The sequence below is a fragment of the Arthrobacter sp. JB02-1C genome (genome assembly GCF_057748045.1).
The window spans coordinates 3,180,467-3,202,399 of the sequence record NZ_CM173235.1; the positions used below are offsets into that span (position 1 = coordinate 3,180,467).

Annotated in this window: 22 protein-coding genes and 1 riboswitch; of the genes, 8 read left to right on the forward strand and 14 right to left on the reverse strand. The window is 68.0% G+C overall.

Annotation, left to right across the window (positions count from 1 at the left end; all coding sequences use genetic code 11):
* The first annotated feature begins 92 nt into the window (after nucleotides 1-92).
* Nucleotides 93-689: a dihydrofolate reductase family protein gene (locus tag AC3ANP_RS14895; protein ID WP_488330917.1), complete on the forward strand. Its 597-nt coding sequence runs from the start codon at nucleotides 93-95 to the stop codon at nucleotides 687-689.
* Between the two features lie 55 nt (nucleotides 690-744).
* On the opposite strand, the gene AC3ANP_RS14900 is transcribed toward AC3ANP_RS14895, so the two are convergent.
* A complete protein-coding gene (locus tag AC3ANP_RS14900) occupies nucleotides 745-1,494 on the reverse strand; it encodes an NlpC/P60 family protein (protein WP_488330918.1) in 750 nt (249 codons plus the stop codon).
* A gap of 4 nt (nucleotides 1,495-1,498) precedes the next feature.
* Nucleotides 1,499-1,697, reverse strand: a riboswitch (cyclic di-AMP (ydaO/yuaA leader).
* A 168-nt stretch (nucleotides 1,698-1,865) separates the two neighbouring features.
* Between AC3ANP_RS14900 and AC3ANP_RS14905 the strand changes: the two genes are divergently transcribed.
* The gene (locus tag AC3ANP_RS14905) at nucleotides 1,866-2,120 is read left to right on the forward strand and encodes a hypothetical protein (RefSeq protein ID WP_488330919.1); all 255 of its coding nucleotides are present in this window, start codon (nucleotides 1,866-1,868) and stop codon (nucleotides 2,118-2,120) included.
* Between the two features lie 55 nt (nucleotides 2,121-2,175).
* Here AC3ANP_RS14905 and AC3ANP_RS14910 read toward each other — a convergent pair whose 3' ends face one another.
* The 4 genes from AC3ANP_RS14910 to AC3ANP_RS14925 all read right to left on the reverse strand — a co-directional run bounded on the left by AC3ANP_RS14910 (nucleotide 2,176) and on the right by AC3ANP_RS14925 (nucleotide 5,008).
* Nucleotides 2,176-2,646: a DNA alkylation repair protein gene (locus tag AC3ANP_RS14910; protein ID WP_488330920.1), complete on the reverse strand. Its 471-nt coding sequence runs from the start codon at nucleotides 2,644-2,646 to the stop codon at nucleotides 2,176-2,178.
* 77 nt (nucleotides 2,647-2,723) lie between these two features.
* On the reverse strand, nucleotides 2,724-3,593 hold the full coding sequence (locus AC3ANP_RS14915) for an anti-sigma factor (RefSeq protein ID WP_488330921.1): 870 nt from the start codon (nucleotides 3,591-3,593) through the stop codon (nucleotides 2,724-2,726).
* Nucleotides 3,580-4,149, reverse strand: a complete 570-nt coding sequence (locus AC3ANP_RS14920) for an RNA polymerase sigma factor (RefSeq protein WP_488330922.1) — start codon at nucleotides 4,147-4,149, stop codon at nucleotides 3,580-3,582. Before AC3ANP_RS14920 ends, AC3ANP_RS14915 begins: the two co-directional genes overlap by 14 nt.
* Nucleotides 4,150-4,309: 160 nt before the next feature.
* Nucleotides 4,310-5,008 carry a DUF4397 domain-containing protein gene (locus AC3ANP_RS14925; RefSeq protein WP_488330923.1) on the reverse strand — a complete coding sequence of 233 codons (699 nt, stop codon included), beginning with the start codon at nucleotides 5,006-5,008 and terminating at the stop codon, nucleotides 4,310-4,312.
* Nucleotides 5,009-5,387: 379 nt separating this feature from the next.
* On the opposite strand from AC3ANP_RS14925, the gene AC3ANP_RS14930 reads away from it, so the two are divergent.
* The 4 genes from AC3ANP_RS14930 (at nucleotide 5,388) to AC3ANP_RS14945 (ending at nucleotide 10,699) form a co-directional block, all read left to right on the forward strand.
* The gene (locus tag AC3ANP_RS14930; RefSeq protein WP_488330924.1) at nucleotides 5,388-6,410 is read left to right on the forward strand and encodes a glycoside hydrolase family 16 protein; all 1,023 of its coding nucleotides are present in this window, start codon (nucleotides 5,388-5,390) and stop codon (nucleotides 6,408-6,410) included.
* A gap of 143 nt (nucleotides 6,411-6,553) precedes the next feature.
* On the forward strand, nucleotides 6,554-7,969 hold the full coding sequence (locus AC3ANP_RS14935) for a dihydrolipoyl dehydrogenase family protein (protein WP_488330925.1): 1,416 nt from the start codon (nucleotides 6,554-6,556) through the stop codon (nucleotides 7,967-7,969).
* Between the two features lie 100 nt (nucleotides 7,970-8,069).
* On the forward strand, nucleotides 8,070-9,542 hold the full coding sequence (locus AC3ANP_RS14940) for a hypothetical protein (RefSeq protein ID WP_488330926.1): 1,473 nt from the start codon (nucleotides 8,070-8,072) through the stop codon (nucleotides 9,540-9,542).
* 128 nt (nucleotides 9,543-9,670) lie between these two features.
* Nucleotides 9,671-10,699 (forward strand): Gfo/Idh/MocA family protein, encoded by a 1,029-nt coding sequence (locus tag AC3ANP_RS14945; protein ID WP_488330927.1) that lies wholly within the window; start codon nucleotides 9,671-9,673, stop codon nucleotides 10,697-10,699.
* Nucleotides 10,700-10,720: 21 nt separating this feature from the next.
* Here the strand turns inward: AC3ANP_RS14945 and mscL are convergent, their stop codons facing one another.
* Entirely contained in the window at nucleotides 10,721-11,125 is a 405-nt protein-coding gene (gene mscL / locus AC3ANP_RS14950) for a large conductance mechanosensitive channel protein MscL (RefSeq protein ID WP_488330928.1), read from the reverse strand.
* A 153-nt stretch (nucleotides 11,126-11,278) separates the two neighbouring features.
* Between mscL and AC3ANP_RS14955 the strand changes: the two genes are divergently transcribed.
* Both AC3ANP_RS14955 and AC3ANP_RS14960 read left to right on the forward strand, forming a co-directional pair.
* Nucleotides 11,279-12,517 (forward strand): amidohydrolase, encoded by a 1,239-nt coding sequence (locus AC3ANP_RS14955; protein ID WP_488330929.1) that lies wholly within the window; start codon nucleotides 11,279-11,281, stop codon nucleotides 12,515-12,517.
* The gene (locus tag AC3ANP_RS14960; RefSeq protein WP_488330930.1) at nucleotides 12,514-14,022 is read left to right on the forward strand and encodes an MFS transporter; all 1,509 of its coding nucleotides are present in this window, start codon (nucleotides 12,514-12,516) and stop codon (nucleotides 14,020-14,022) included. Before AC3ANP_RS14955 ends, AC3ANP_RS14960 begins: the two co-directional genes overlap by 4 nt.
* Before the next feature lie 64 nt (nucleotides 14,023-14,086).
* Here AC3ANP_RS14960 and AC3ANP_RS14965 read toward each other — a convergent pair whose 3' ends face one another.
* The 8 genes from AC3ANP_RS14965 to AC3ANP_RS15000 all read right to left on the reverse strand — a co-directional run bounded on the left by AC3ANP_RS14965 (nucleotide 14,087) and on the right by AC3ANP_RS15000 (nucleotide 21,917).
* Nucleotides 14,087-14,542: a MaoC family dehydratase gene (locus AC3ANP_RS14965; RefSeq protein ID WP_488330931.1), complete on the reverse strand. Its 456-nt coding sequence runs from the start codon at nucleotides 14,540-14,542 to the stop codon at nucleotides 14,087-14,089.
* A gap of 12 nt (nucleotides 14,543-14,554) precedes the next feature.
* Complete coding sequence (locus tag AC3ANP_RS14970; protein WP_488330932.1) at nucleotides 14,555-15,334, reverse strand: SDR family NAD(P)-dependent oxidoreductase; 780 nt, start codon at nucleotides 15,332-15,334, stop codon at nucleotides 14,555-14,557.
* Between the two features lie 35 nt (nucleotides 15,335-15,369).
* Nucleotides 15,370-16,599: an acyl-CoA dehydrogenase family protein gene (locus AC3ANP_RS14975; RefSeq protein ID WP_488330933.1), complete on the reverse strand. Its 1,230-nt coding sequence runs from the start codon at nucleotides 16,597-16,599 to the stop codon at nucleotides 15,370-15,372.
* Nucleotides 16,586-17,452 carry a 3-hydroxyacyl-CoA dehydrogenase family protein gene (locus AC3ANP_RS14980; protein ID WP_488330934.1) on the reverse strand — a complete coding sequence of 289 codons (867 nt, stop codon included), beginning with the start codon at nucleotides 17,450-17,452 and terminating at the stop codon, nucleotides 16,586-16,588. Before AC3ANP_RS14980 ends, AC3ANP_RS14975 begins: the two co-directional genes overlap by 14 nt.
* A gap of 11 nt (nucleotides 17,453-17,463) precedes the next feature.
* Complete coding sequence (locus AC3ANP_RS14985; RefSeq protein WP_488330935.1) at nucleotides 17,464-18,240, reverse strand: enoyl-CoA hydratase/isomerase family protein; 777 nt, start codon at nucleotides 18,238-18,240, stop codon at nucleotides 17,464-17,466.
* Between the two features lie 9 nt (nucleotides 18,241-18,249).
* Entirely contained in the window at nucleotides 18,250-19,419 is a 1,170-nt protein-coding gene (locus AC3ANP_RS14990; protein ID WP_488330936.1) for an acyl-CoA dehydrogenase family protein, read from the reverse strand.
* The gene (locus tag AC3ANP_RS14995; RefSeq protein ID WP_488330937.1) at nucleotides 19,416-21,074 is read right to left on the reverse strand and encodes an AMP-binding protein; all 1,659 of its coding nucleotides are present in this window, start codon (nucleotides 21,072-21,074) and stop codon (nucleotides 19,416-19,418) included. Before AC3ANP_RS14995 ends, AC3ANP_RS14990 begins: the two co-directional genes overlap by 4 nt.
* A gap of 96 nt (nucleotides 21,075-21,170) precedes the next feature.
* On the reverse strand, nucleotides 21,171-21,917 hold the full coding sequence (locus AC3ANP_RS15000; protein WP_488330938.1) for an SDR family NAD(P)-dependent oxidoreductase: 747 nt from the start codon (nucleotides 21,915-21,917) through the stop codon (nucleotides 21,171-21,173).
* Nucleotides 21,918-21,933 lie beyond the last annotated feature (16 nt).

Consider the following 21,933-nt stretch of genomic DNA (forward strand, 5'->3'; position numbering starts at 1 on the left):
CCGGCTCCCACGCACCTGACAGCAACCCGGCCACGGTGACGCCGCACCCTGTTGCCTCACGCACCCACCTGGCCGGAGCGTAGGCTCTGGCCATGCGCAAGATTATTGTCGCCCTCTCGGTCTCCCTCGACGGATTTGTCGAAGGACCGGACCGGGACATCGGCTGGCACATGGTCGATGAAGAACTCCATCGCCACTTCAACGAGCGCCTGAAGGGCATGGGCGCTTTCCTGGACGGCCGCGTCACCCATGAACTAATGGCCGGTTTCTGGCCGACGGCGGATCAGGATCCCGAGACCCCGCCCGTCATGGCCGAGTTCGCCAGGATCTGGCGGGAGATGCCCAAGATCGTCTACTCCAAAACCCTGCAGCGGGCGGACTGGAACACCACGGTCGTGCGCGACGTCGTCGCCCAGGAGGTACTGGACCTGAAGGCGCAACCGGGCGGCGACCTGGCCCTCGGCGGCGCCGGTCTGGCCGATAGCTTCCGCCGCCTCGGGCTCATCGACGAGTACTGGGTCTACGTTCACCCGGTGCTGATAGGCCGTGGCTCACCGCTGTTCAAACCGGCCGAGCACGGGAGCGCCCTCACGCTCCTCGAAACCCGGCGGTTCGGCAACGGCGTGGTGCTGTTGCGGTACGGCACCGGGGCCGCGGGCAGCGAAATGGCCGGTGGCCGGCCTCCCTGATGGGAAAACCGGCCACCGGCCACGACGCCGCCCGTTGGGGCTTCGGCGCCGTCGACTAGGACGCGCGCACGAAGGTGACGCCGCCGGTGGCGGTCAGCCAGGACAGCGGGTGCACCATCGTCTGGTTCGTACCGTTCATGCCACCGCTGATCACCTGTCCGTTGCCGGCATAGATGCCAACGTGGCCGCTCTGGACGACCATGTCGCCGGGCTGCGGATCACCCACGACCGTGCCGTGGTTCAGGAACTGCTGGGGGCCGAGGTCGCCCACCGGACGGCCGGCGGCGCCAAGCGCCTTCTCCACCATGGCGGTGCAGTCCTGGATGATGCCGATCTGGCTGTATGCCGCGGCGAGCATCGCCGCGTTGAGGCCGCCGGCGGCGGCCGGAGCCGGCGCCGGAGCGGCAGCTGCCTGCACGGTGATCTGGGGCGCCGCAGGTGCTGCGGCAACCGGCGCGGGCGCAACTGGCGCGGCAGCCGCCGCCGGGGCGGCAGCGGGCTCCTCGACCACAGGCGCGGCGGTGGTGGCTACGGCCGGTCGGTCAAAGCTGATCCGCACAGCGGAATCGGCCGTGACGGGCGCCGCTACCTTGCCCGCGACGTCGACGCTTGACGCCGGGGCGGCGTCGCGTTCGGCCGGTGCGGCAGCGGCGTTAGCCGCCATGCCGCTGGAAAGAACGAGTCCGGAGGCTGCAAAAATCACCGCGGCCTGCCGGCCGATGGTGCCTGACGTGATCGAAAATGCTGAAGACCGCGCGGCAGTGTCGTCGGAACGATGGCGCGCGGCAGTAGTGCTTGAGAACATGTTTGTAGCCTCTCCCAATGCCTACGAGGTGAGCTGTCGGATTCGGATGGGAGGCACCCGGCCGCGGGCCCGGCAAAAGCGGGCGCTGTGCGGCTTCACCCCAAGACCTGCCAGTAGTGCAGGTCACAAAGTGGTTTCCCCGTCTCTGCCAGAAAGGTTGCATTCGGATCCCGGGCCGCGGCAGAGTTAGGCAATCGGCGAGGGAGCGCCCGTATCGGATACAAACAGGCACCCGCTAACCGTAACGGACTCGAGACGCAATGTCACATTCAGGTAACGAAGGCGTGTCTGTGCGGACGGGACGGCTGGTCGGCCGTTAGCCCGGCGGCATAGGATCGGGCTGTTGAGAGCACGTCGAGCGAAGGCACGTTATGAACAGCCCCTGTGTCGCGATCTGCCAGCTGAGCGAGCAGCCGGAGGAAGACTTTGACGTCAACACCGAACTGCTGGTCCTGGAGGGCGACGAAATCCATGTCGCAACGTGGGATGCCGAGCCGCGGGACGGCGGTTTCGACCTCCATGTCTTAAATGACCGCGTGGATGCGCTCGGTTTTATGGTGCTGACGGACTGGCAATTCCTCGATGGCAAGGCTTACGCCGTGGTTGAGCGGCGGCCGCGAAACTAACGCGTTCCGGCGCGTTTTTTGGGCCTTGGAACCCCGGCGGCCCCGATCGCCTCGGTCACCAGGGCGGCCGAGTTCCGCAGCCGCGGGTCCGGATCGTGCAGCCACCGCGCCAGGACCGCCTCGGCACGGCTCCTGCGGGCGCCGTCCAGCCCCGCGATGAGCGGCCCGACGACGTCGACCGCCAGGGGATCCGCAAGTTCGCGGATCCGCGCCTCGCGGGGTAGCCCTCGATCCGGGTCAGGTCCGTGTTGTCCAACAGGAGCAGCCGGGACTGCAGGAGAACGACGGCGGCGAGCCGCCGTTCGAAGACGGGAACCGCCCAGAGTTCCGAGCTCAGCGCTGTCAGCTCGTCGTGGCCCAGGTTCCGGTAGCGGCGGAGCGCGTCCCGGACCGTGCCGCGGACGGCGCCAACGGAGGCGCCGTAGCACGTCAGGTCCGGACCGAAACGGGCCTGCGCTTCTTCGGCCCGCCGCCACGAGCTCTCCCGCTGCAGTCCCCCGTCAATGAAGTCGCCAGCATCGCTCATGGGTCCATCTTGTCGTGTCCGGGTCCGGGTCCGCGTCGTGGCGCCCTTCGCGCCCGGCGCCGTTACCCCCGGCGCCGTTACCCCCGGACGGTGAATTTGCCCCGCGCGATGCTGTCCGCCGAGTGGGCCGGATTCCCGTCATAGGGCTCGTTGGAGACGTCGAGCACCGGATAATCGGCGAGGTTGAGACCGCCGGGGATGACAAAGGCTGCCGTGCCCTGGCCGAGGACCCCCAGGCTGACCATCTTGGACAGGTCTGCGGACCCGACCCAGACCTCGCGGAAGCCCGTGAGCTTCTCCTGGGGAAGGTTGATGACCACCTGCCGGGTTCCGTCCGGGAGCTTTTCCACGAGGGCGGTCCCGCTGGCGGAGTGACCCGCCAGCGGGGCCAGTTCTGCCTCGCCGAGGACCGCCGCCGTGGGCGGCGGCGTCGTCGGTGCCGCCACCGGGGGCTCGGCGGGGCCGAGGAGGGTCAAGGCAGCCCAGGCCCCGGCGGCGCCCACGGCGATCCCCGCGGCCATGCCGAGGACCCACGGCCGCCGGCGCTGGCTGCGGCGGAGCCCGTGCCCGCCAGCCTGTCGGCTGTTGGGCTGCCTTGTGTTGGCCTTCCGGTTGGTGGCCTGGCGCGGCTGCCGGTCAGCGAGCCTCCCTGCGCCGGCCGTGCCGTCATCGGGGCGCCCCGGGATCACCGGTGGACCGCTGAGCGGATCGTCGGCCAGATCCGGGGAGAGCCCCAGGGCCTGGTGGATGGCGGCCCAGTTGTGGCTGCCGGGGGCTTCCAGCCGCACGTGCTCGGCGTTGATCGTCGCTGCGAACACGGTATCCCGCAGCGCGTCCAGCATCGCCCGGCACTCATCGCAGCTGTCCAGGTGGGCCAGCTCTTCGTCGCTGGCAGTCCGTTCGCCCAGCGCCAACAGACCGAAGAGATCATCGTCAAGATGATCCATGTTCCACCTCCAACCGGGACCGCAGCCGGGCGAGGCTACGACGGATGTGACTTTTGACCGTACCGAGCGGAAGGTTGAGCCGGGACGAAATCTGGTCATGCGTCAAGTCTTCGTAAAATGCCAGCCGCATGATGGCCGTCTGGGGGTTCCCCAGGCGCTCGAGCTCATCGTCCAGGGTCAGACGGTCCGCCAGCGAGTCGGCGGTCGGCTCTCCCGTTCCGCCTGCCGGGTCGTTGACCAAACGCAGGGCGGCCCGGTCAACGTCCCGCCGACGGGAATTGGCGGCCAAGGCATCCGTGATGGCATTCCGGGTGATCCCGATCAGCCAGGCGGGCAGCCGTGCGGCGTCCGGGCGGTAACTGGCTCGCGACTTCCAAGCGCGGATGAAAACCTCCTGGGTAACGTCGTCCGCAGCACTGTGCTCCCGCAACGCCCTCAGCGCCAGCGTATGGACAAGGGGCGCGAGTACCCGGTAGGCCTCGGCGAGCGCCCGCTCCTCGCCCGCGGCGAACGCCTGGTCAATGGCAACGTTCCATTCACGATCGGCAGCCTCCATCGGTGCTCCTTAGAGCGGTAACTGAGACCTGTGGGCGCCATTATTCCCCGGCACCGGCAGCCCTGCAATGGTGGCGAGGCCGGGGAACCGGCTGGCGGGGCCTTAATATCGCGGCCCCGCCAGCCGTTACGCTGCCACTTGGCGGCCGTCCCCGGGCCGCTCAATCGCCATGCCGTGCGAGCTTCACCACCTGCACCGCGACGCCGAGGTTGTGGTCGGCCAGGCTGCCCCAGGCGTAGACGATCGTGTTCTTTCCCGCGCTGACGGGCACATCCGCCGGACCGATCAGAGCGTCGGTGCTGCCCTCCGCCGCCACCGAGGCGGAGACGGTACCCGCCTTGAGGGTCAGCTGCTCCTCCCCGGGGTTCTCAAGTCCCGTGATGACGGCCTTTCCGCCGGCGAGGACGTCGACGGCGGGTGCCGCGGCAACGTGCCGCACCGTCAGCCGGCCCTCGCCGTCAGGGACAGCGGACGTGTCGTTCTTGAAGAGCGTGGCCGTGGGCTCACCGTCAGCACTCAGGTGCGCTACAGCTGTGTAGTCCCTGCCTGCTTTCAGGTCCACTTCCACGGGTCCGATCACGGCGTCGTCGGCGTTCTTGGCGTCAGCCCCGGTGATCGCGATCTCGTGCTCTCCGGCCTGGACGTCCAGGGGGCCGGCCAGGCTTCCAGGGGTGAAGTTGTCCAGCGTGAGTTTTCCGTCGACCCAGACGTCCACGGTGAGACCGGGGACGCCATGGAGGACGGAAAGCGTCGCGGTGTCGTGGCTGTGGCGATGCTCGCTTGCCTGCGCCGGGGCTGCAAAGGCAAGCCCGGCCAGCAGGGTTACCGCTCCGGCGGCTGCGGAAATTGATTTGTGCATCTCGAACTCCTCGTTGAGGCCCGGTTACGGGCGTTTTTGGCTTACATCCCTTATTACCGGCCGGGGGTGCTCTCCGGATGCAGCTACGGGGAAATGTTTCCCGTAACTGCCGTGGCCGGACCTGCCGGGCCTGCCGGGCCGGCCGTGATCGGACCGCCCGCCCGCGGTTTTGGTTTTTGCGAAGCAAGGTCACGATCGCGTAACGTAGGCGGCTGGCGCCGGCGGCCGGTCCGCGGTCGGGGCGGGATGCCCGCTTGGGCGCCGCGAGGCCCCACGTTGGCCGCCCCCGCCCGGCAGGCCCGAACGGAACATCACGGGTCCCGCTCCAGGGTCGATCGCGCGTCCGCTCGCACCAAGTCCATATCCCCGAAGGGGTCACTTGTTCAAGAAAATTGTCCTCACCTTCTGCCTCGGTGCCCTCTCGCTGACCGGATGCAGCGCCGCCTCCAGGGCGGGCACTCCCGGAGCCGCGGACGCAGGCGGCCCGACGTCGTCCTCCGCCAGCCCGGTACCGTCGCCCGCAACGTCCGCCCCCGCGGCCGCCGCCGCGGCCGCCGCCGCGGCCGCCGCCGCGGACAATCCGGGCACCGCAGCGGGCGGGACGGCACCGGCGACCGAACCAACCGCCGGAACGGTGGGCCCGCACCCCCCGGCCCCGGCACCACCGGCGGCAGGGACGCCCACGGCGTCGGCGCCAGCGGTGCCGCGTGTGGCCCCGTCCGCCCCCGCCGCCGCGGTCCCGGCCGGCGACGGTGTACAGGCCGCGGCCGCCCTGAGCTGGGGTGCGGTGCTGTCCGGTGACGAATTCACCTACTCCGGAGCGCCGGACGCCACCAAATGGAGCCTCTTCGACGGACCGGGCCGGGCCGGCAGAGGGTTTCGCAGCCCCCAGGCGTGGTCCGTAGCGAACGGTGTGGCCACGGTGATCGGGGATACGGCCGGCACCACCGGCGGCATGTCCGCCACCTTCGGCCAGCAGAAATACGGTCGCTGGGAGACCCGGATGAAAACGAACGCACGCGACTCCGAATACCGCCCGGTGATGATGCTCTGGCCGAGCAACAACACCTCACCGAACTGCGCCGAGGTCGATTTTGCCGAGGGCACCGCCGACACTGCCGCCTCGAAGTTTTCCCTGCGTTACGACTGTGGCGCAGCCGGAAATGTGACAACCACCGCGACTACCCCGATCGACACGACGCAGTGGCACAACTACGCGGTGGAGTGGACCCCGGCCGGGGTCAAGGGCTACATCGACGGGGTGGAAACCTTCAGCGACGCCGATCCGGCCCATCAGCCGGCCGTCAGCATGCACCAAACCCTGCAGCTCGACTGGTTCCCCGGCGCAAGGGACGCCGGCCCGTCCCGGATGGACATCGACTGGGTGCGCGTTTACCAATAGGGCGCCTGCGCAGCAACCGGGCAGTGGCCTTCGGCGTGCCGCTCGGTGCCCCTGCGGAGGCACCTGTCCGGGCACCCGTGACGAGGGCTAGACTCTGGGCGCAGGGGGTACCACCACCGCAAACAGAGGCAGGGGAACGTCCAATGGTCACCGAGAGCACGGAAATCGAGGACGTGGACCTGCTGGTGGTCGGCGGCGGGAAGGCCGGCAAAACCCTCGCCATGGACCTGGCGAAAGCCGGGAAAAGCGTCGCCATGATCGAGCGCGCCATGATCGGCGGCACCTGTATCAACGTGGCCTGCATCCCCACCAAGACGCTGATCAACAGCGGACGGGTGCTGAAGACCAGCCGGCGCGCCGCGGGCTTCGGTATTTCCGGCGTCGAACACCCGCAGATGGACCTCGGGCTGCTGCGCCACCGGAAGGAGGACGTGGTCCAGACCATGGTCCAGGGCCAACTCGCCTCCTTCACCGGCTCCGGCATGGACTTCATTCTCGGCGAGGCCGCCTTCATCGGTCCGCGCACCGTGACGGTGCGGCTCAACGCCGGCGGCAGCCGGGTCCTGCGCGGGGCCGACGTCGTCCTCAACCTCGGCACGGAACCGCTCCTGCCGCCGATCGACGGCCTCGCGGAATCCCGGGTGCAGACCAGCAACTCATTGCTGGAGCTGGACTCCTTGCCGGAGAGCATGATCATCCTCGGCGGCGGCTATGTGGGGTGCGAATTCGCGGACCTGCTGAACACCGTGGGGGTCCGGGTCACGATCGTCCAGGGCGGAAGCCAGCTGCTCGCGCGGGAAGACCGGGACATCGCGGACGCCGTAGCGCAGCGCTTTGTGGACGACGGAATCACCGTCCGTCTGGGGTCGCGGGCGGAGACCATCTTCCGCGGCGACGACGGGCTGGTCACGGTCACCCTCGCGTCCGGCGACGCCGTGACGGCCGCCGACCTTCTGGTGGCGGTCGGCCGCCGCCCGGTCACCGACGGCGTCAATCTCGAAGGCGCCGGCGTGCAGCTGGACGCGCGCGGCTTCATCCGGGTGGATGACCAGCTCCGAACCACCGCCGAGCGGGTCTGGGCCGCCGGCGACGTGGCCGGGACACCGCAGTTCACCCACGCCTCCTACGATGACTACCGGGTGCTGAAGACCAATCTGGCCGCCGCGGGCGGTGAGGGTGAACCGCGAAGCACTGCGGGGCGCCTCATCCCCTACTGTGTCTTCACCACTCCGGAACTGGGCCGGGTGGGCCTTACCGAACAGCAGGCCAGGGAAGCGGGCCACCACGTGCGGATTGCCCGGATGCCCGTCAGCGCCATCCCCCGCGCCCGCACTGTCGGGCATCTTGAGGGGTTCTGGAAAGCCGTGATTGACCGGGACACGGACAAGATCCTCGGCGCTGCGCTGCTGGGCACCGAGGCCAGCGAAGCGATCGCCGTGGTCCAAATGGCCATGCTGGCGGGATTGGACTACACGGCCGTCCGCGACGCCATCATTACCCACCCCACCATCGCCGAGGGCCTGACCCTGCTGTTCACCCCGGCGTTCCTCGCGGACTAAACCCTGGCGGCCCTGCCCCCGGGGCCAATTGCTCTGGTGCCGGCGGACCACGGCCCGAAGAATGGGCCCAGCACATCCATTGACGGCAGGGAGCCCAGTCGTGAGCGCAGGTGCTGCAGCAGCCTTAACCCCCAGCGGTCCGCGCCCGCGACGGAAGAGCTGGCGGGCTGCCTGCGCTGCCTTCCTGCTGGCCCTGTCCGCGTGCACCTCCGGAGCCCCCGCACCGTCGGCGGGCACCAGTGCACCCGGCAACGCCGGTGCCAGCTCCGGCGTTGCCGCCCAGACAGGCGAAATCGTGCTCTCCGACGAGCAGCTGATGGGCGTGATGAACCGCGCGATCAGCAACGCCGGACAGGCCAGCGGCAGGGTCGCGGACACCAGGGACCTCCGGACCCGCTTGGCGGCGCGCCCGGAAACCAGCGCGCCGGCAGCCGTGGAGCCGGCAGAATGCGGGGCGTTCCGGGCGCACACCGCGCCGATCGCCCCTGCCGACCTCCGCCTGCACTTTGCCGCGGGCGTGCTGTCACTGACCGGTGCCTGGTCCAGCGAGGCGGTGGCCTTCGTGCTGGCCAGAAGCGCTCCCCGGACTGAGATGATCGCTGCGGATTTCGCCTATTCGGAGGAGCAAACCGGCAGGTGCGCGACGTTCCTGCAGGCCGGCGTGCCCGACGCCGAACCCTCCACCGTCCGGGTCCTTCCGGTGTCCGAGGTGGGCGAGAAGGCGTACGCCACCCTGGTGGTTCCGCCGGGCACTGCAGGCACAGCCGCAGGCCAGGCCACCCTCTCGCTCCAGGTCCTGGTCCGCAACATCTCGTTTGGACTGGCCCGGCAAGCCGCGGGCACCGCGTCCGAGGACGAACTGCGGGCCGCCCTGCAGCCGCTTCTCCGGCTGGCGAAAGAGCTGGCCGCCGCCGCAGCAACCGTACTCCCGGCGGAGTCGACCCCGGGAGCCACGACGGCGGCCGCGTCCGCGGCGCCGACGGCAGGCACGCCGGGAACCGCCCCACTGCGGACTCCGCAACAACTGGCCGGGCTGTTGCAGGGCATTACCGGCCCCCGCGGCGAGGCGGCCCGGGTGCTGACGGCAGACTACCTTCCCACCGGGCTAGCACCGGAGCCATCGGCGGAGGCCTGCACGCTCGACGACTCGGCATACCTGGCCACGCTCGGCGGCGCCCCCAGAGTCGCCGCCGAGTTCTCCCGCACGTCGAATGATCCGGCGCGGATCGGGCTGCGGTTGATCGGCGTCGCGGGTTCGGCAGCCGGGTCCTTCGACGACCGTGCCGCGTCATTGGGCTCCTGCGGTCTGTTGCAGGAGAAGGTGCCAGGGGCCGGCGGCCGACTCCGGACCCCGGTCGTGCACCTTCAGGTCAACACCGGCGGGCAAGCCGGCTATGCTCTCGCGTACCTGCTGCCGGACGGGACCGAGGCCCGTCATGTCCTGGTCGGCGCCCGCAAGAACGGGCTCTGCGTGGAAGCCGAGACGACTGCGCCCTCGGAAAGCGGCGTCCAGCAGGCCGCTGATGGCCTGGCCGCCACGGTAAACAAGGTCCTGGCCAGGGTCGGCGGCTAAAGCAGCCCTGGGGCGTGGCCGCCCGCATGGATCCGGTGGGCGCCCGGGTGGGCTAGCATGCTCAGACGGTGGCTGCGCCCGACGCGGTGGCCGCACGCCCCTGCTTGCCGGACGCCCGAGGAGACCCTATGACCCAGATCCCCAGTCCCAGCGCGGCTCCCCGTCACGGCGGCCCCACCGGCGTCCGCTGGGGCATCCTGGGCACGGGGTTTATCGCCGGGCTGCAGACCTCCGACCTGCTGGAGCACGGCTTCACGGTTCAGGCCGTCGGGTCCCGCAACCCGGCCACCGCGCAGGCGTTCGCCGGCAAGTACCGCCTTCCGGCCGCCTACGGCAGCTACGAGGCCCTGGTGCACGACCCCGCGGTGGACGTCGTCTACATCTCCTCGCCCCACCCGTTCCATTACGAGCACGCGATGCTGGCCCTCAATGCCGGCAAGCACGCGCTGGTGGAAAAGCCGTTCGCCATGAACGCGCAGCAGGCCCGGGAAATGACGGACCTCGCCGCGTCGAAAGGGCTGGTAGTGCTTGAGGCGATGTGGACGCGATACCTGCCGCACATGGTGCGGATCCGCGAACTCCTCCAGGCCGGCGCCCTCGGTGAGGTCCGCACGGTGATCGCGGACCACAACCAGAACCTGCCCAAAGACCCGGCCCACCGGCTCAACGACCCGGCGCTGGGCGGCGGGGCCCTCCTGGGGATCTACCCGGTGTCCTTCGCCTTCGACGTGTTCGGGGCGCCCGCGAGGATCCAGGCGGCCGCCAGCAAGACGGCCAGTGGCGTCGACCGCCAAACAGCGGTGATCTTCGAATACACCGAAGGGCAGCAGGCCGTGCTGCACTGCGCACTCGATACCGCCGGGCCCAACCGGGCCGCGGTCATCGGGACGGGAGGCAGCATCGAAATTGATCCGGTCTGGTACACCCCCACGGCGTTCACCCGGTACGACGACGGCGGGAACGTCGTCGAGCGCTTCGACGAGCCGGTCACCGGGCGGGGCATGCAGTATCAGGCGTGGGAAGTCGAACGACTGATCTCGGCGGGCGCTACCGGCAACGATGTGCTGCCGCCGCAGGACAGCGTAGCGGTCATGGAAGCCGTCGACACGGTCCGCGCCCTGATTGGGCTCAATTACCCCAGCGACGTCCGGCGGTAGCGGACGGGGTTGCCGGTCCGGCTAGACCCGGTCCTGCCGCAGCGCATCCCGGATTTCGGTGAGCAGCGCGATCTGCGGGTCCTCGGCCGCTTCTTCCTTGACCTCCGGGTGGATGCCCAGACGGCGGTTGCGTCGTTCAATCATGTGGTTCATCGGCAGCACGACGACGAAGTAGATGGCGGCCGCTATGAGCAGGAAGTTCACGATCGCCGTCAGCAGCACACCGAACTTGATGTCATTTCCATTCAGGGTTACGACGGCGAAACGGTCGAAGTTGGGCGAACCAACCAGGGCCGCGATGAACGGCATGAGCACGTTCTGGACGAGAGCCGTGACGACAGCGCCGAACGCCGCGCCGATCACGACGGCGACGGCAAGGTCGACGACGTTGCCCTTCATGACGAAATTCTTGAATCCGGTCAACATAAAACTCAAGCTATCCCACAACCCCGCGCGCCGGGCGCAGCGCAACCGGAAATTCGTCTGCTGGTTTTCGGACCCGCACTCCGTTACCGGGTCTAGGCTGGGTTTTGCGGCCGCCTCCGGAGCGCGGGCACTACCGAGAGAGAGTGGGAGCAGATGAGCAATTCAGACACTGTCCTGTCGGGGCTGGACGCCGAACTTGACTGGGTCCGTGAGACGTATACCCGGCTGCACCGGCATCCCGAAGTGAGCATGCAGGAACACGAGACTTCGCAGTTCGTGGCGGATCAACTCACCTCCTTCGGCTACACCGTGACCCCGGTGGGGGGCACCGGCGTCGTGGGTGTGCTGGCGAACGGGACCGGCCGGACCGTCCTGGCCCGCGCCGACATGGATGCGCTGCCGGTGACCGAGGCCACGGGCCTGGACTACGCCTCCGAGGTGGACGGCGTCATGCACGCCTGCGGGCACGACGTCCACGTCAGCACGCTCCTGGGCGCCGCGAAGCTGATGGCTGCGGGACGCGACGCCTGGGCGGGCACCTATATCGCGCTGTTCCAGCCCGGCGAAGAGATCGGTGCGGGGTCCCAGGCCATGGTCGACGACGGCCTGGTCGGCAAAGTGCCCGCACCCGACGTCGCCCTAGCCCAGCACGTGATGTCCCTTCCGGCGGGACGGGTGTCGACGACGGCGGGACCCGTGCTTTCCGCCGGAGACTCGCTGAAGATCACCGTGCATGGCAAGGGGGCCCACGGGTCGATGCCGCACATGTCCGTGGACCCAGTGGTGCTGGCATCCTCGATTGTGCTGCAACTGCAGACCGTCGTCTCGCGTGAGACGAAACCCGGCGATTTTGCGGTGGTGACGGTCGGGGCGCTCAACGCCGGCACCAAGTCGAACATCATTCCGGACCGTGCCACCCTGCTGCTGAACATCCGCACCTACGACAACCAGGTCCGGTCCAGGGTGCTCGCAGCCATCGAACGGATTGTCAAGGGCGAGTGCGTCACCGCCGGATCGCCCAAGGATCCCGAATTCGAGTATTACGACCAGTTCCCGCTCACCAGCAACGACGCCGACACCACGGAGCAGGTGACCGCAGCGTTCAGGGCCCATTTCGGCGCGGACGCGGTGGACCACGCCGGCCGGCAGACCGCGTCCGAGGACTTCAGCCGGATTCCCGACGCCTTCGGGGTGCCCTACACCTTCTGGCTCCTGGGCGGCGTGGACCCGGCGGTGTACGAGGCCGCGGCGGCCAAGGGCACGGTGGCCCAGGACATCCCCGCGAACCACTCCCCCCATTTCGCGCCCGTGATCGACCCAACCCTGTCGATGGGAGTCCAGGCGCATGTCGTCGCGGCACTGACCTACCTGACCGAGAAGCCGCAGCCATGAGCGCGGCCCGGAATCCGGCCGCCGGTTCCCAGTGGAAACCCAACGATGCCTGGCTGACCGGCATCGTCCTGGCCGTCATCAATTTTTGGCTGTTCGCGCAAACACTGCTCAATGTCATCCCGGGCATCCAGGGCTCACTCGGCCTCGAGCGGACCGTGGGCAACCTCGCGGTGTCGATTACGTCCCTGTTCTCCGGGATTTTCATCGTCGTCGCGGGCGGCCTGGCCGACCGTCTCGGCCGGGTCAAAATCATGAACCTCGGCATCTACCTGAGCATCCTCGGCTCCCTCCTGATCGCGCTGACCCCGGAAAACACGGGCGGACTTACCGCCGCGGCGCTGCTCGGCGGGCGGGTGGTGCAGGGGCTCTCCGCGGCCTGCATCATGCCCTCCACCATGGCCCTCGTGAAAACCTATTACGAGGGCAAGGACCGGCAGCGCGCCCTGTCCTACTGGTCCATCGGGTCCTGGGGCGGCTCGGGCTTTTGCGCCCTCTTCGGCGGCCTGATGGCGACGTCGTTCCTCGGCTGGCGGTCCATCTTCTGGATCTCGATTGTGCTCTCCGTGGTGGCGCTGTTCCTGCTCCGTGGAACACCGGAATCCCGGTCCGCGGCGCGGTCCGGCGGCGCGTTCGACTGGGGCGGCATGATCAGCCTGATCGTGGCGCTGGTGGCCGTCAACGTCTACATCTCCCAGGGTCCGCTGATCGGCTGGCTCAGCCTCGGCGGAATCGCGCTGGTGGTCATCACGATCGTGGCTGCGCTGGTGTTCTTCGGCATCGAGACGAGCAGGATCAACCCGGTACTGAACCTCAAGTTGTTCGCGAACGCGACCTTTGCGGGCGCCACCTTGTCGAACTTCCTGCTCAATGGTGCGGCCGGGACGCTGATTGTCTCCCTCGGCCTGGTCCAGGTCGCCGCCGGCTTGAGCTCACTGCAGTCCGGTTTGCTTACCCTCGGCTACCTCGTCGCGATTCTGGCCACCATCCGCGTCGGCGAAAAACTGCTCCAGCGTTTCGGGCCGAAGCGGCCGATGATCTGGGGCAGTGCTATTGCCGGCGCGGGGATCCTGATGACCTCGATGACGTTCACCCTGATCGGGCAGTACATCGTCCTTGCGGTGATTGGCTTCACCCTTTTCGGTATCGGGCTTGGCTTCTACGCGACCCCGTCCACCGACGCGGCGCTGTCGAATGTTCCCGACGACGAAGCCGGCGCCGCGGCCGGGATCTACAAGATGGCGTCCTCCCTCGGGAACGCCATCGGTGTCGCGATCTCGGCGGCGCTCTACGTGGCGGCCCAGTCGATGGACCCGGCGACCATCCGGTCCTGGGGGCTCTTCATCGGCAACCAGGAGAACGTGGGACTGCGGTTCGGCGGCGCCGTCGGGATCCTCTTCAACCTGCTCATGGTGGTGGTCGCGATCATCGCGATCATGGTTACCGTGCCCAACGAACGCCCGGCCGCCCGGCCCGAAGTCCCGGCGACGCCGGCACTCGGGAGCTGACGGGAAAGACAGTCCGGAGTACCGAGACGTCCCAGGGGTATCAGGCAGCCAACGGCCCGGCGGCCTAGGCGCTGCCCGCCCCGGGGACCAGAGCCGCTGACCGCACCCACTTGACCACGTGTTGCCCCGCCGCCACGACGTCGCCGCGGACACGCGCCTCGACCCGGGCGGTCGCGCGCAGCGTCGCCGGCTCGTAGCTCTCGAAGGCGTACGTCAGGGACAGCGTCTGCCCCGGATACACCGGCCGCACAAAGCGGAGGCGGTCATAGCCGAGTGCAACCGGCGTCAGCCCTTCGGGGCGGGCGTCCTCCAGCGCCCTGGCCGCCACGGCGGACATGAATCCGACGATGAGCGCGCCGTGGACGTGCCGCGTCCCGTACGCGGAGCGCTGCATGTATTCCTCGTCGGTGTGGTTACTCGCGAAGTCGCCCGTGATGCCGGCGAAGAGCACCATGTCGGTTTCCGTCACCGTCTTGCGGAAAACCGTGATCTTGCTCAGGTCGAAGGGTGCGTTGTCCATGGTCGTCGGTCCTTACATGGTGAGTCCGCCGGAGACCGACAGGACCTGCCCGGTGGTGAAGCCGGCGTCGATGGATGCCAGGTAGGCGACGGCGGCAGCGATCTCCCGGGGCCGCGCGGCCCGTCCCTTGGGGATCGCCTTGAAGGTTCCGGTCATGACCTTGCCGGTGAGGCCGTCATCGGAAAGCATGCCGGCCAGCAGCGGGGTGTCGGTAGGGCCGGGAGAGACGACGTTGATGGTGACATCCTGCCGGGCCGTTTCCCGCGCCACGGACTTTGCCAGCCCGTACAGCCCGGCCCGGGCCGCCGAAGACATGGCATCGCCCAGCGTCCCGGCCTTGCCGCTGTCCGAACCGATGAGCACGATCCGGCCGAATCCGGCCTCGAGCATCCCGGGCAGCACCGCGCGCACCAGCAGTGCCGGGCCGAGGAGTTCGGTCCGGACAATGTCCTGCATGGTCCGGGGATCCGTGTCGGCCAGCAGCTGCAGCGCATGGCGGTGCCCGGCGGTGACCACCAGGGTGTCGATGCCGCCCAATGCCCGGTCCGCGCTCCCCCCGGGCCCGGCCAGCGCGGCGACCGCGTCGGGGTCGCCCACGTCCAGTTGCGCCTGCCCCGCCGAGCAGCCCCGCGGCAACCTGGCGGCCAGCGCGTCGCTGCCTTCGGCGTTTCCGTAGTAAGTGCCGAAAAGACGGGCGCCGCGGCCGGCCAAGAGGTCCGCGACGGCGCCGCCGATCCCGCCGGTGCCGACCAGCAGCACGCGCCGCCCGGCGAAGTCGTTATCCTCCGTCATGCCACCCTGCTGCATGCCGTGAGCCGCCCCGGCGCTCACGCGAAGGCCGAGATTCCGGTGGCGGCGCGGCCGATGAGGAGGGATTGGATGGAGTCGGTGCCTTCGTAGGTGTGGACGACTTCCATGTCCGTGAGGTGCCGGGCGACGTGGAAGTCGAGGAGGAGTCCGTTGCCGCCGAGGATGTCCCGGGCTTCGGAGCAGATCCAGCGGGCCTTCTGGGCGGTGTGCATTTTCGCGATCGAGGCCATGGTCCCGGTCCAGGTGCCGGCTTCCTGCAGGGCGGCCATGCGGTGGCAGATGAGTTGGATGGCGGTGAGTTCGGCGAGCATGTTCGCGAGTTTGTTCTGCACGAGCTGGTAGCTGGCGATGGGTTTGCCGAACTGGGTCCGGACCTTGGCGTAGGTCAGGGCGGCTTCGTACGCGGCGAGGGCGTGGCCGAGGCTTTCCCAGGACGCGCCGCCGCGGGTGGAGGCGAGCACCCGGGAGGCGTCCTTGAAGGATTCGGCGCCCGGGAGCCGGTTCTGCTCCGGGATCCGCAGGCCGGTGAGTTCGATATCGGGTTGCAGGATGGCGCGTTTGCCGATTTTGCCGGTGATCAGCTCGGTCCGGTATCCGGCGGGGTGGGTGCCGTCGTCGTCCTTTTCCATTACGAAGGCTTTGACGTTGCCGTCGGCTTCGTCCCGGGCCCAGATGATCACGACGTCGGCGAAGCTGGCGTTGCCGATCCAGCGTTTGCGGCCGGTGAGGACCCAGTGGTCACCGTTCCGGCGGGCGCTGGTTTCGAGGTGGGCAGAGTCGGAGCCGTGTTCGGGTTCGGTGAGCGCGAACGCCCCGATCAGGTCCAGGGCGGCCATCTGCGGCAGCCACCGCTGTTTCTGTTCCTCACTGCCGAGCATGCTGATCGTGCCCATGGCCAGGTTGGACTGGACACCGATGAAGGTGCTCATCGAACCGTCGCCGCGGGACATTTCCATCGTGGCCAGGCCCGCGGCGAGCCGGCTCATGCCGGGGCAGCCGTAGCCCTCGATGGTGGAACCGATGATGTTCAGTTTGGCCAGGGCGGGCAGGAGTTCGTGGGGGAATTCGGCGCGCTCCCAGTAGCCGTTGATGACCGGCAGGACGTGGTCGTTGACGAAGCCGCGGACCATGTCCCGGACGGCCCGTTCGTCGTCGGTCAGCCCGTCCAGGAGGAGGTAGTAGTCGGTGTCGAGGGCGCCGGTCAGTCCCTTGGCCAGGGCCGCGGTGTAGTCCTCACTGGGGGTCATAGCTGTACCAGCCCTTTCCGGTTTTCCGGCCGTAGTGGCCCTGGTCGTAGAGTTCCGTCAGTGCCGGGTGGGGCAGGTTCGCGGGGTCTCCGGTTTCCTCGTAGGTCGCCTGCCGGATCAGGTAGCTGACGTCCAGGCCCACGAGGTCCATGAGTTCAAAGGGTCCCATCGGGTGGCCGAGCGCGGTTTTCGCTGCGGTGTCGATGTCCGGCACGCTGGCGATGCCGTCGGCGTAGAGCCGCAGTGCCTCATCCCGGATGGCGCCCATGAGCCGGTTCGCGACGAACCCGGGGATCTCACGGTTGATCAGCACCGGCGCTTTCCCGAGCGAGCGGGCCAGGTCCATGGTGGTGTCCACGGTGGCCTGGGAGGTGGTGTCGTGGCGGACCACTTCGACGCATTTCATCACCAGGGCGGGGTTGAAGAAGTGCATGTTGCAGACCTGCTCCGGCCGGCCCGAGTCCTCCGCAACCTTGGAGGAGCCCAGGGTGGAGGAGTTCGTCGCCAGGATGGCGTGCGCCGGGGCGGCCTGGCCCAGCGCGGCGAAGATCTTGCGTTTGGTCTCGAGTTTCTCGGTGGCCGCCTCGATCACGAAGTCCGCGTCCGCCGCGGCGTCCTCCAGCGAGGTGGTGAATGTGAGCCTGGCCAGCGCCGCGTCGGCGTCGTCCCGGCTCCGCCGGCCTTTCGCGACGCTGCTGTCCATCCGCTCGGTGAGCTGGCGCCGGGCGGCGGCGAGCATGTCCGCGGAGATGTCCTGGACGGTGACCCGGTAGCCGGCCAGGCCGGCGACCATGCCGATCTGCGAGCCCATGGCCCCGGCGCCGACCACCAGAATCTTGTTGATCTGCCTCATGTCCTTCGTCCTTATCTGCCGGTGAATTCGGCCGGGCGTTTGTCGATGAAGGCGCGGGCGCCTTCGCGTTTGTCCGCGGTGGAGTAGAGCAGTGACTGGGCCAGGCGTTCGAGCAGCAGCCCGGTCCGCAGATCCGTTTCGGCGCCGTTTTTGATCACGAGCTTGCCGAGCCGGACGGCGAGCGGGCCCTTGGCGAGGATCTGCTCCGCGGTGGCCCGGGCCGTGGTCAGCAGGTCCGCGGCCGGGACCACCTCGGTGACCAGGCCGATCCGCAGCGCCTCGTCCGCTCCGAAGAGCCGGCCGGTAAGGATCAGCTCGACGGCGCGTCCCTTGCCTACCAGCCGGGTGAGCCGCTGGGTGCCGCCGGCGCCCGGGAGAACACCCAGGGTGGTCTCCGGCAGCCCGAAACGGGCACCGTCCGCGGCGATCCGGATGTCACAGGCCATCGCCAGTTCGTTCCCGCCGCCCAGCGCGAACCCGTTGACCGCCGCGATCGTGGGTTTCGGATAGTCCTCGATGTAGTCATAAAGCCGCTGCATGTCCGCGACCAGCCCGTCCAGGAAGGTGTAGTCCACCAGCTGCGTGATGTCCGCCCCGGCGATGAACGCCTTGTCCCCGGCGCCGGTGAAGACCACCGCGCCGACGTCGTCCCGGTCCGCGAAGTCCTCCAGCGCGGCCCGGATCTCGCGCAGCACGGTCCGGCTCAGCGCGTTGCGGACCTCGGGGCGGTTGATGGTGATGGTGCCGAGCCGGTCGGCGACCTCGGCCAGAATCGTTTCGTAAGCCACCCTGTCCCCCTACCGGAACGCCGGCTGGCCGGTGATGTGCTGACCCAGGATCAGGGTGTGCACCTCGTCCGTGCCCTCATAGGTCCGCACCGATTCCAAATTGTTCGCGTGCCGCAGCGGCGAATAATCCAGCGTGATGCCGTTGCCGCCCAGGATGGTCCGGGCCTCCCGGCAGATCGCGATCGCCTCCCGGCAGTTGTTCAGCTTCCCGACCGAAATCTGCACCGGCTCCAGCGCGCCGGCGTCCTTGAGCCGGCCGGTGTGGATCGCCAGCAGCGTGCCCTTTTGGATCTCCAGCAGCATGTTCACCAGCTTCTCCTGGGTCAACTGGTACCCGGCCAGGGGCTTGTCGAACTGCACCCGCTCCAGCGAGTACTTCAACGCCTCCTCGTAACTGTCCCGCGCGGCGCCCATCGCACCCCAGATAATCCCGTAGCGGGCCTCGTTCAAGCAGGAAAACGGGCCGCGCAGCCCCTTGGCGCCCGGCAGCATCGCCGAATCCGGCAACCGGACATCGACCAGCTCAATGTCACACTGGATCGAGGCGCGCATCGAAAGTTTCGGCTCGATCGGCGTCGCCGTGAACCCCTTGGTCCCGGTAGGAACCAGGAACCCCCGGATGCCGTCCTCCGTTGCCGCCCAGATCACCGCGATCTGCGCGACCGAGGCCAGCCCGATCCAGCGCTTGGCTCCGTTCAGGACCCACCCGTCCCCGTCCCGGACCGCCGTCGTCGCCATCGACGACGGGTCGGAACCGGCCGTGGGCTCCGTCAGCCCGAAACAGCCGATGATCTCCCCCCGTGCCATTCCCGGCAAGTATGTGGACTTCTGCGCCTCGGATCCCCACTTATGGATCGCGCTCATCGCCAGGGAGCCCTGCACGGAGACGAATGTGCGCAGCCCGGAGTCCCCTGCCTCGAGCTCCATCGCGGCGATGCCGTATTCCACCGCGGACCGGCCCGGGCAGCCATAGCCTTTGAGGTGCATTCCGAGCAGGCCCAGCTGACCCATTTCGCGGGCGATCTCTACCGGGAAATGCGCGTCCTCGTACCACTTCTTGATGTTCGGCTTGATCCGTTCCTGGACAAAGCCGCGGACTGTATCCCGGAGCCGAAGCTCCTCCGCGCTGAACAGCCCGTCCAAAGCCAGCACATCCGAATTGGCCAGAATGCTTGTCATGATGCTGCTCCTGCCGGTTGGGTCACCGAAAATTTTTGGCGTAGTTGGTATTTCTGGATTTTCCCGCTGGGGGTCCGCGGCAGGTCCTGAAGGACTTCCACCTGCTCGGGCCAGTACGGTTTGGCTACACCCTTGGCGGCTAGGAACTCCTGCACCTCGGTCAGGGTCAGCCCGCTCTCGCCAGCTTTCAGGACGACGGCGGCGAGGGCCGTCTCCTGGAGCCTCGGGTGCGGGATGGAGACCAGCACCACCACGTCGATCTTCGGGTGTTCATAGAGCACGTTCTCCACATACGCCACCGGGATGTTTTCGCCGCCCCGGATGATGACGTCCTTCGTCCGGCCGGCAATGCGGAGGTAGCCGTCAGCGTCGACGGTGGCGAGGTCGCCGGTGTCGAACCAGTCGCCGTCGAACTCCGCCCGGGTTTTTTCGAGCTGCCCGGCGTAGCCCTGGAACACGAAGGGGCCCTTGGCCTGGAGCTTTCCTTCCGTTCCCGGAGCGGCCTCGGTGCCGTCAAAGTCGAGGATGCGCACGCTCATGCCGGCCAACGGACGCCCGTCGGTGCTGACGATCTTCTCAAAGGGATCAGCCGGATTTCCCATGGTCACCAGGCAGCACTCGGTGGATCCCCAGCCGCCGAAGACGTTCAGTTGGGGCAGCCGTTCCTTCGCTTTGGCCACCATGGCCCTGGGAATGGGGGCGCCCATGCAGCAGAAGTGCTTCAGGGAACCAGTGTCGTGCTCATCGAGGTTGCTTGCCTGGAGCAGGTCGTGGAGGAACGGCGTCGCACCGGAGGTGTGTTGGATGCCGTGCTGCTCCACCAGACGCACGAATTCCTCGGCGTTCCAGACATCCTGGAAGACTCCCGTCGCGCCCAATTGCAGCGGCAGGGATACGCCGTAAAGGTAGCCGGTCAGATGGGCAAATGTGGATGCCATGTGGATCACCGCTTTGTTGTCCATCCCCAGTTTGTCGGGCCAGGGAAGGCTTCCGGCCACCAAGGTATTGTGCGTGTGCATGACCCCCTTAGGCTCACCGGTGGTTCCGGAGGTGAAGATCATGACGGACAGGCTGTTGGGGTCTGGACGCAGCCCCGCAAGTTCCGCCGGATCCCGGCGTTCCTCCCAGGGCGTGCCGATGAACTCTTCCCAGGACGTAAACCCTTCGCCGTTGGACCCGGTGTCGCCCAGGACCACCACCCGTTCGAGGGCCGGAAGTTCGGCCCGCAGCCGTTTCGCCATGTCCGGGTAGTTGAAATTGCGGAAAGTTTGCGGGATGAACAGAACCTTTGAGGCGGCGCGCTGCATCATGAAACCCACTTCGCGGTCGCGGTAGATCGCGATCAGCGGGTTGGTGACGGCGCCGATCCGGATGGCCGCGAGGTGGATGACGATCCATTCGCGCCAGTTCGGAAGCTGCACGGACACCACGTCCCCGGGGGCGACGCCGAGTTCCAGCAGCCCCAGGGCGCAGCGGTCCACGAGCAGCTTGAGTTCGGCGTACGTGCAGCTCCCGTGGGAATCCACGCTGGAAATCTTGTCCGGGGTGGCCGCGACGGCCTCATCGAGGTAGTCGGTAAGGGTCTTGTTCCGCCAGAAACCCTGACCGGTGTACCGGTCGATCTGGTCCTGGCTGAGCAGCGTGTCAAAGGTCATGGCAGGGTGTAGTCCTTAATCCTCGTCGTTGAGTCGGGTTGCCTGGCACAGCGGTCTAAAAGACAGTGATCTAAGAAGGTGTCTAAAAGCGGGGATCTAGCTCATCGTCAGGCCGCCGCTGACGGACAGGGTCTGGCCGGTGATGTAGGCGGCTTCGTCGGAAGCGAAGAAGGCCACGGCGTTCGCCAGGTCTTCGGGCTGGGCCAGCCGCCGCATGGGAATGGCCTTTTCCAGCGCTTCGCGGAGCTTGGGATTTTCCTCGCTGATGCCGGCGAACAGCGGGGTATCCGCCGGGCCCGGGCAGACGCAGTTGACGCTGACCTTGTTGCGGGCCATTTCCCTCGCCGCGGTCTTGGTGAAGGCGATGATTCCCCCCTTGGCTGCGGAGTAGACCGCTTCCCCGGACGAACCGACCCGGCCGGCGTCGGACCCGATGTTGATCACGGCGCCGGAGCCCTGTTCAGCCATCACGGCCAGGACCGCCTGGCTGCAATGCAGCGTGCCGTAGAGGTTGATGGCGATGACCCGGTCCCAGTCAGGAACCTTGCTGGTCAGGAACGGCTCCACCTTGTCCCAGCCGGCGTTGTTGACCAGCACGTCGATCCGGCCGAATTCCTGCCTGACCGTGGCGACCATGGCATCGACGGAGTCGCGCGAGGTGACATCCGTGAGCAGCCCCAGCGAGTTATTGCCCAGCGAGGCCGCCGTTTCCTTGGCGGCCACCTCATTGATGTCGCTGACCACGACGGTGGCTCCCTCGGCAGCGAGTTTGACGGCGATGGCGCGGCCGATCCCGCTGCCCGCGCCGGTGACAATTGCAATCTTGTTCTCAAGCTTTCCCACGGTGTGCTCCTCGGAT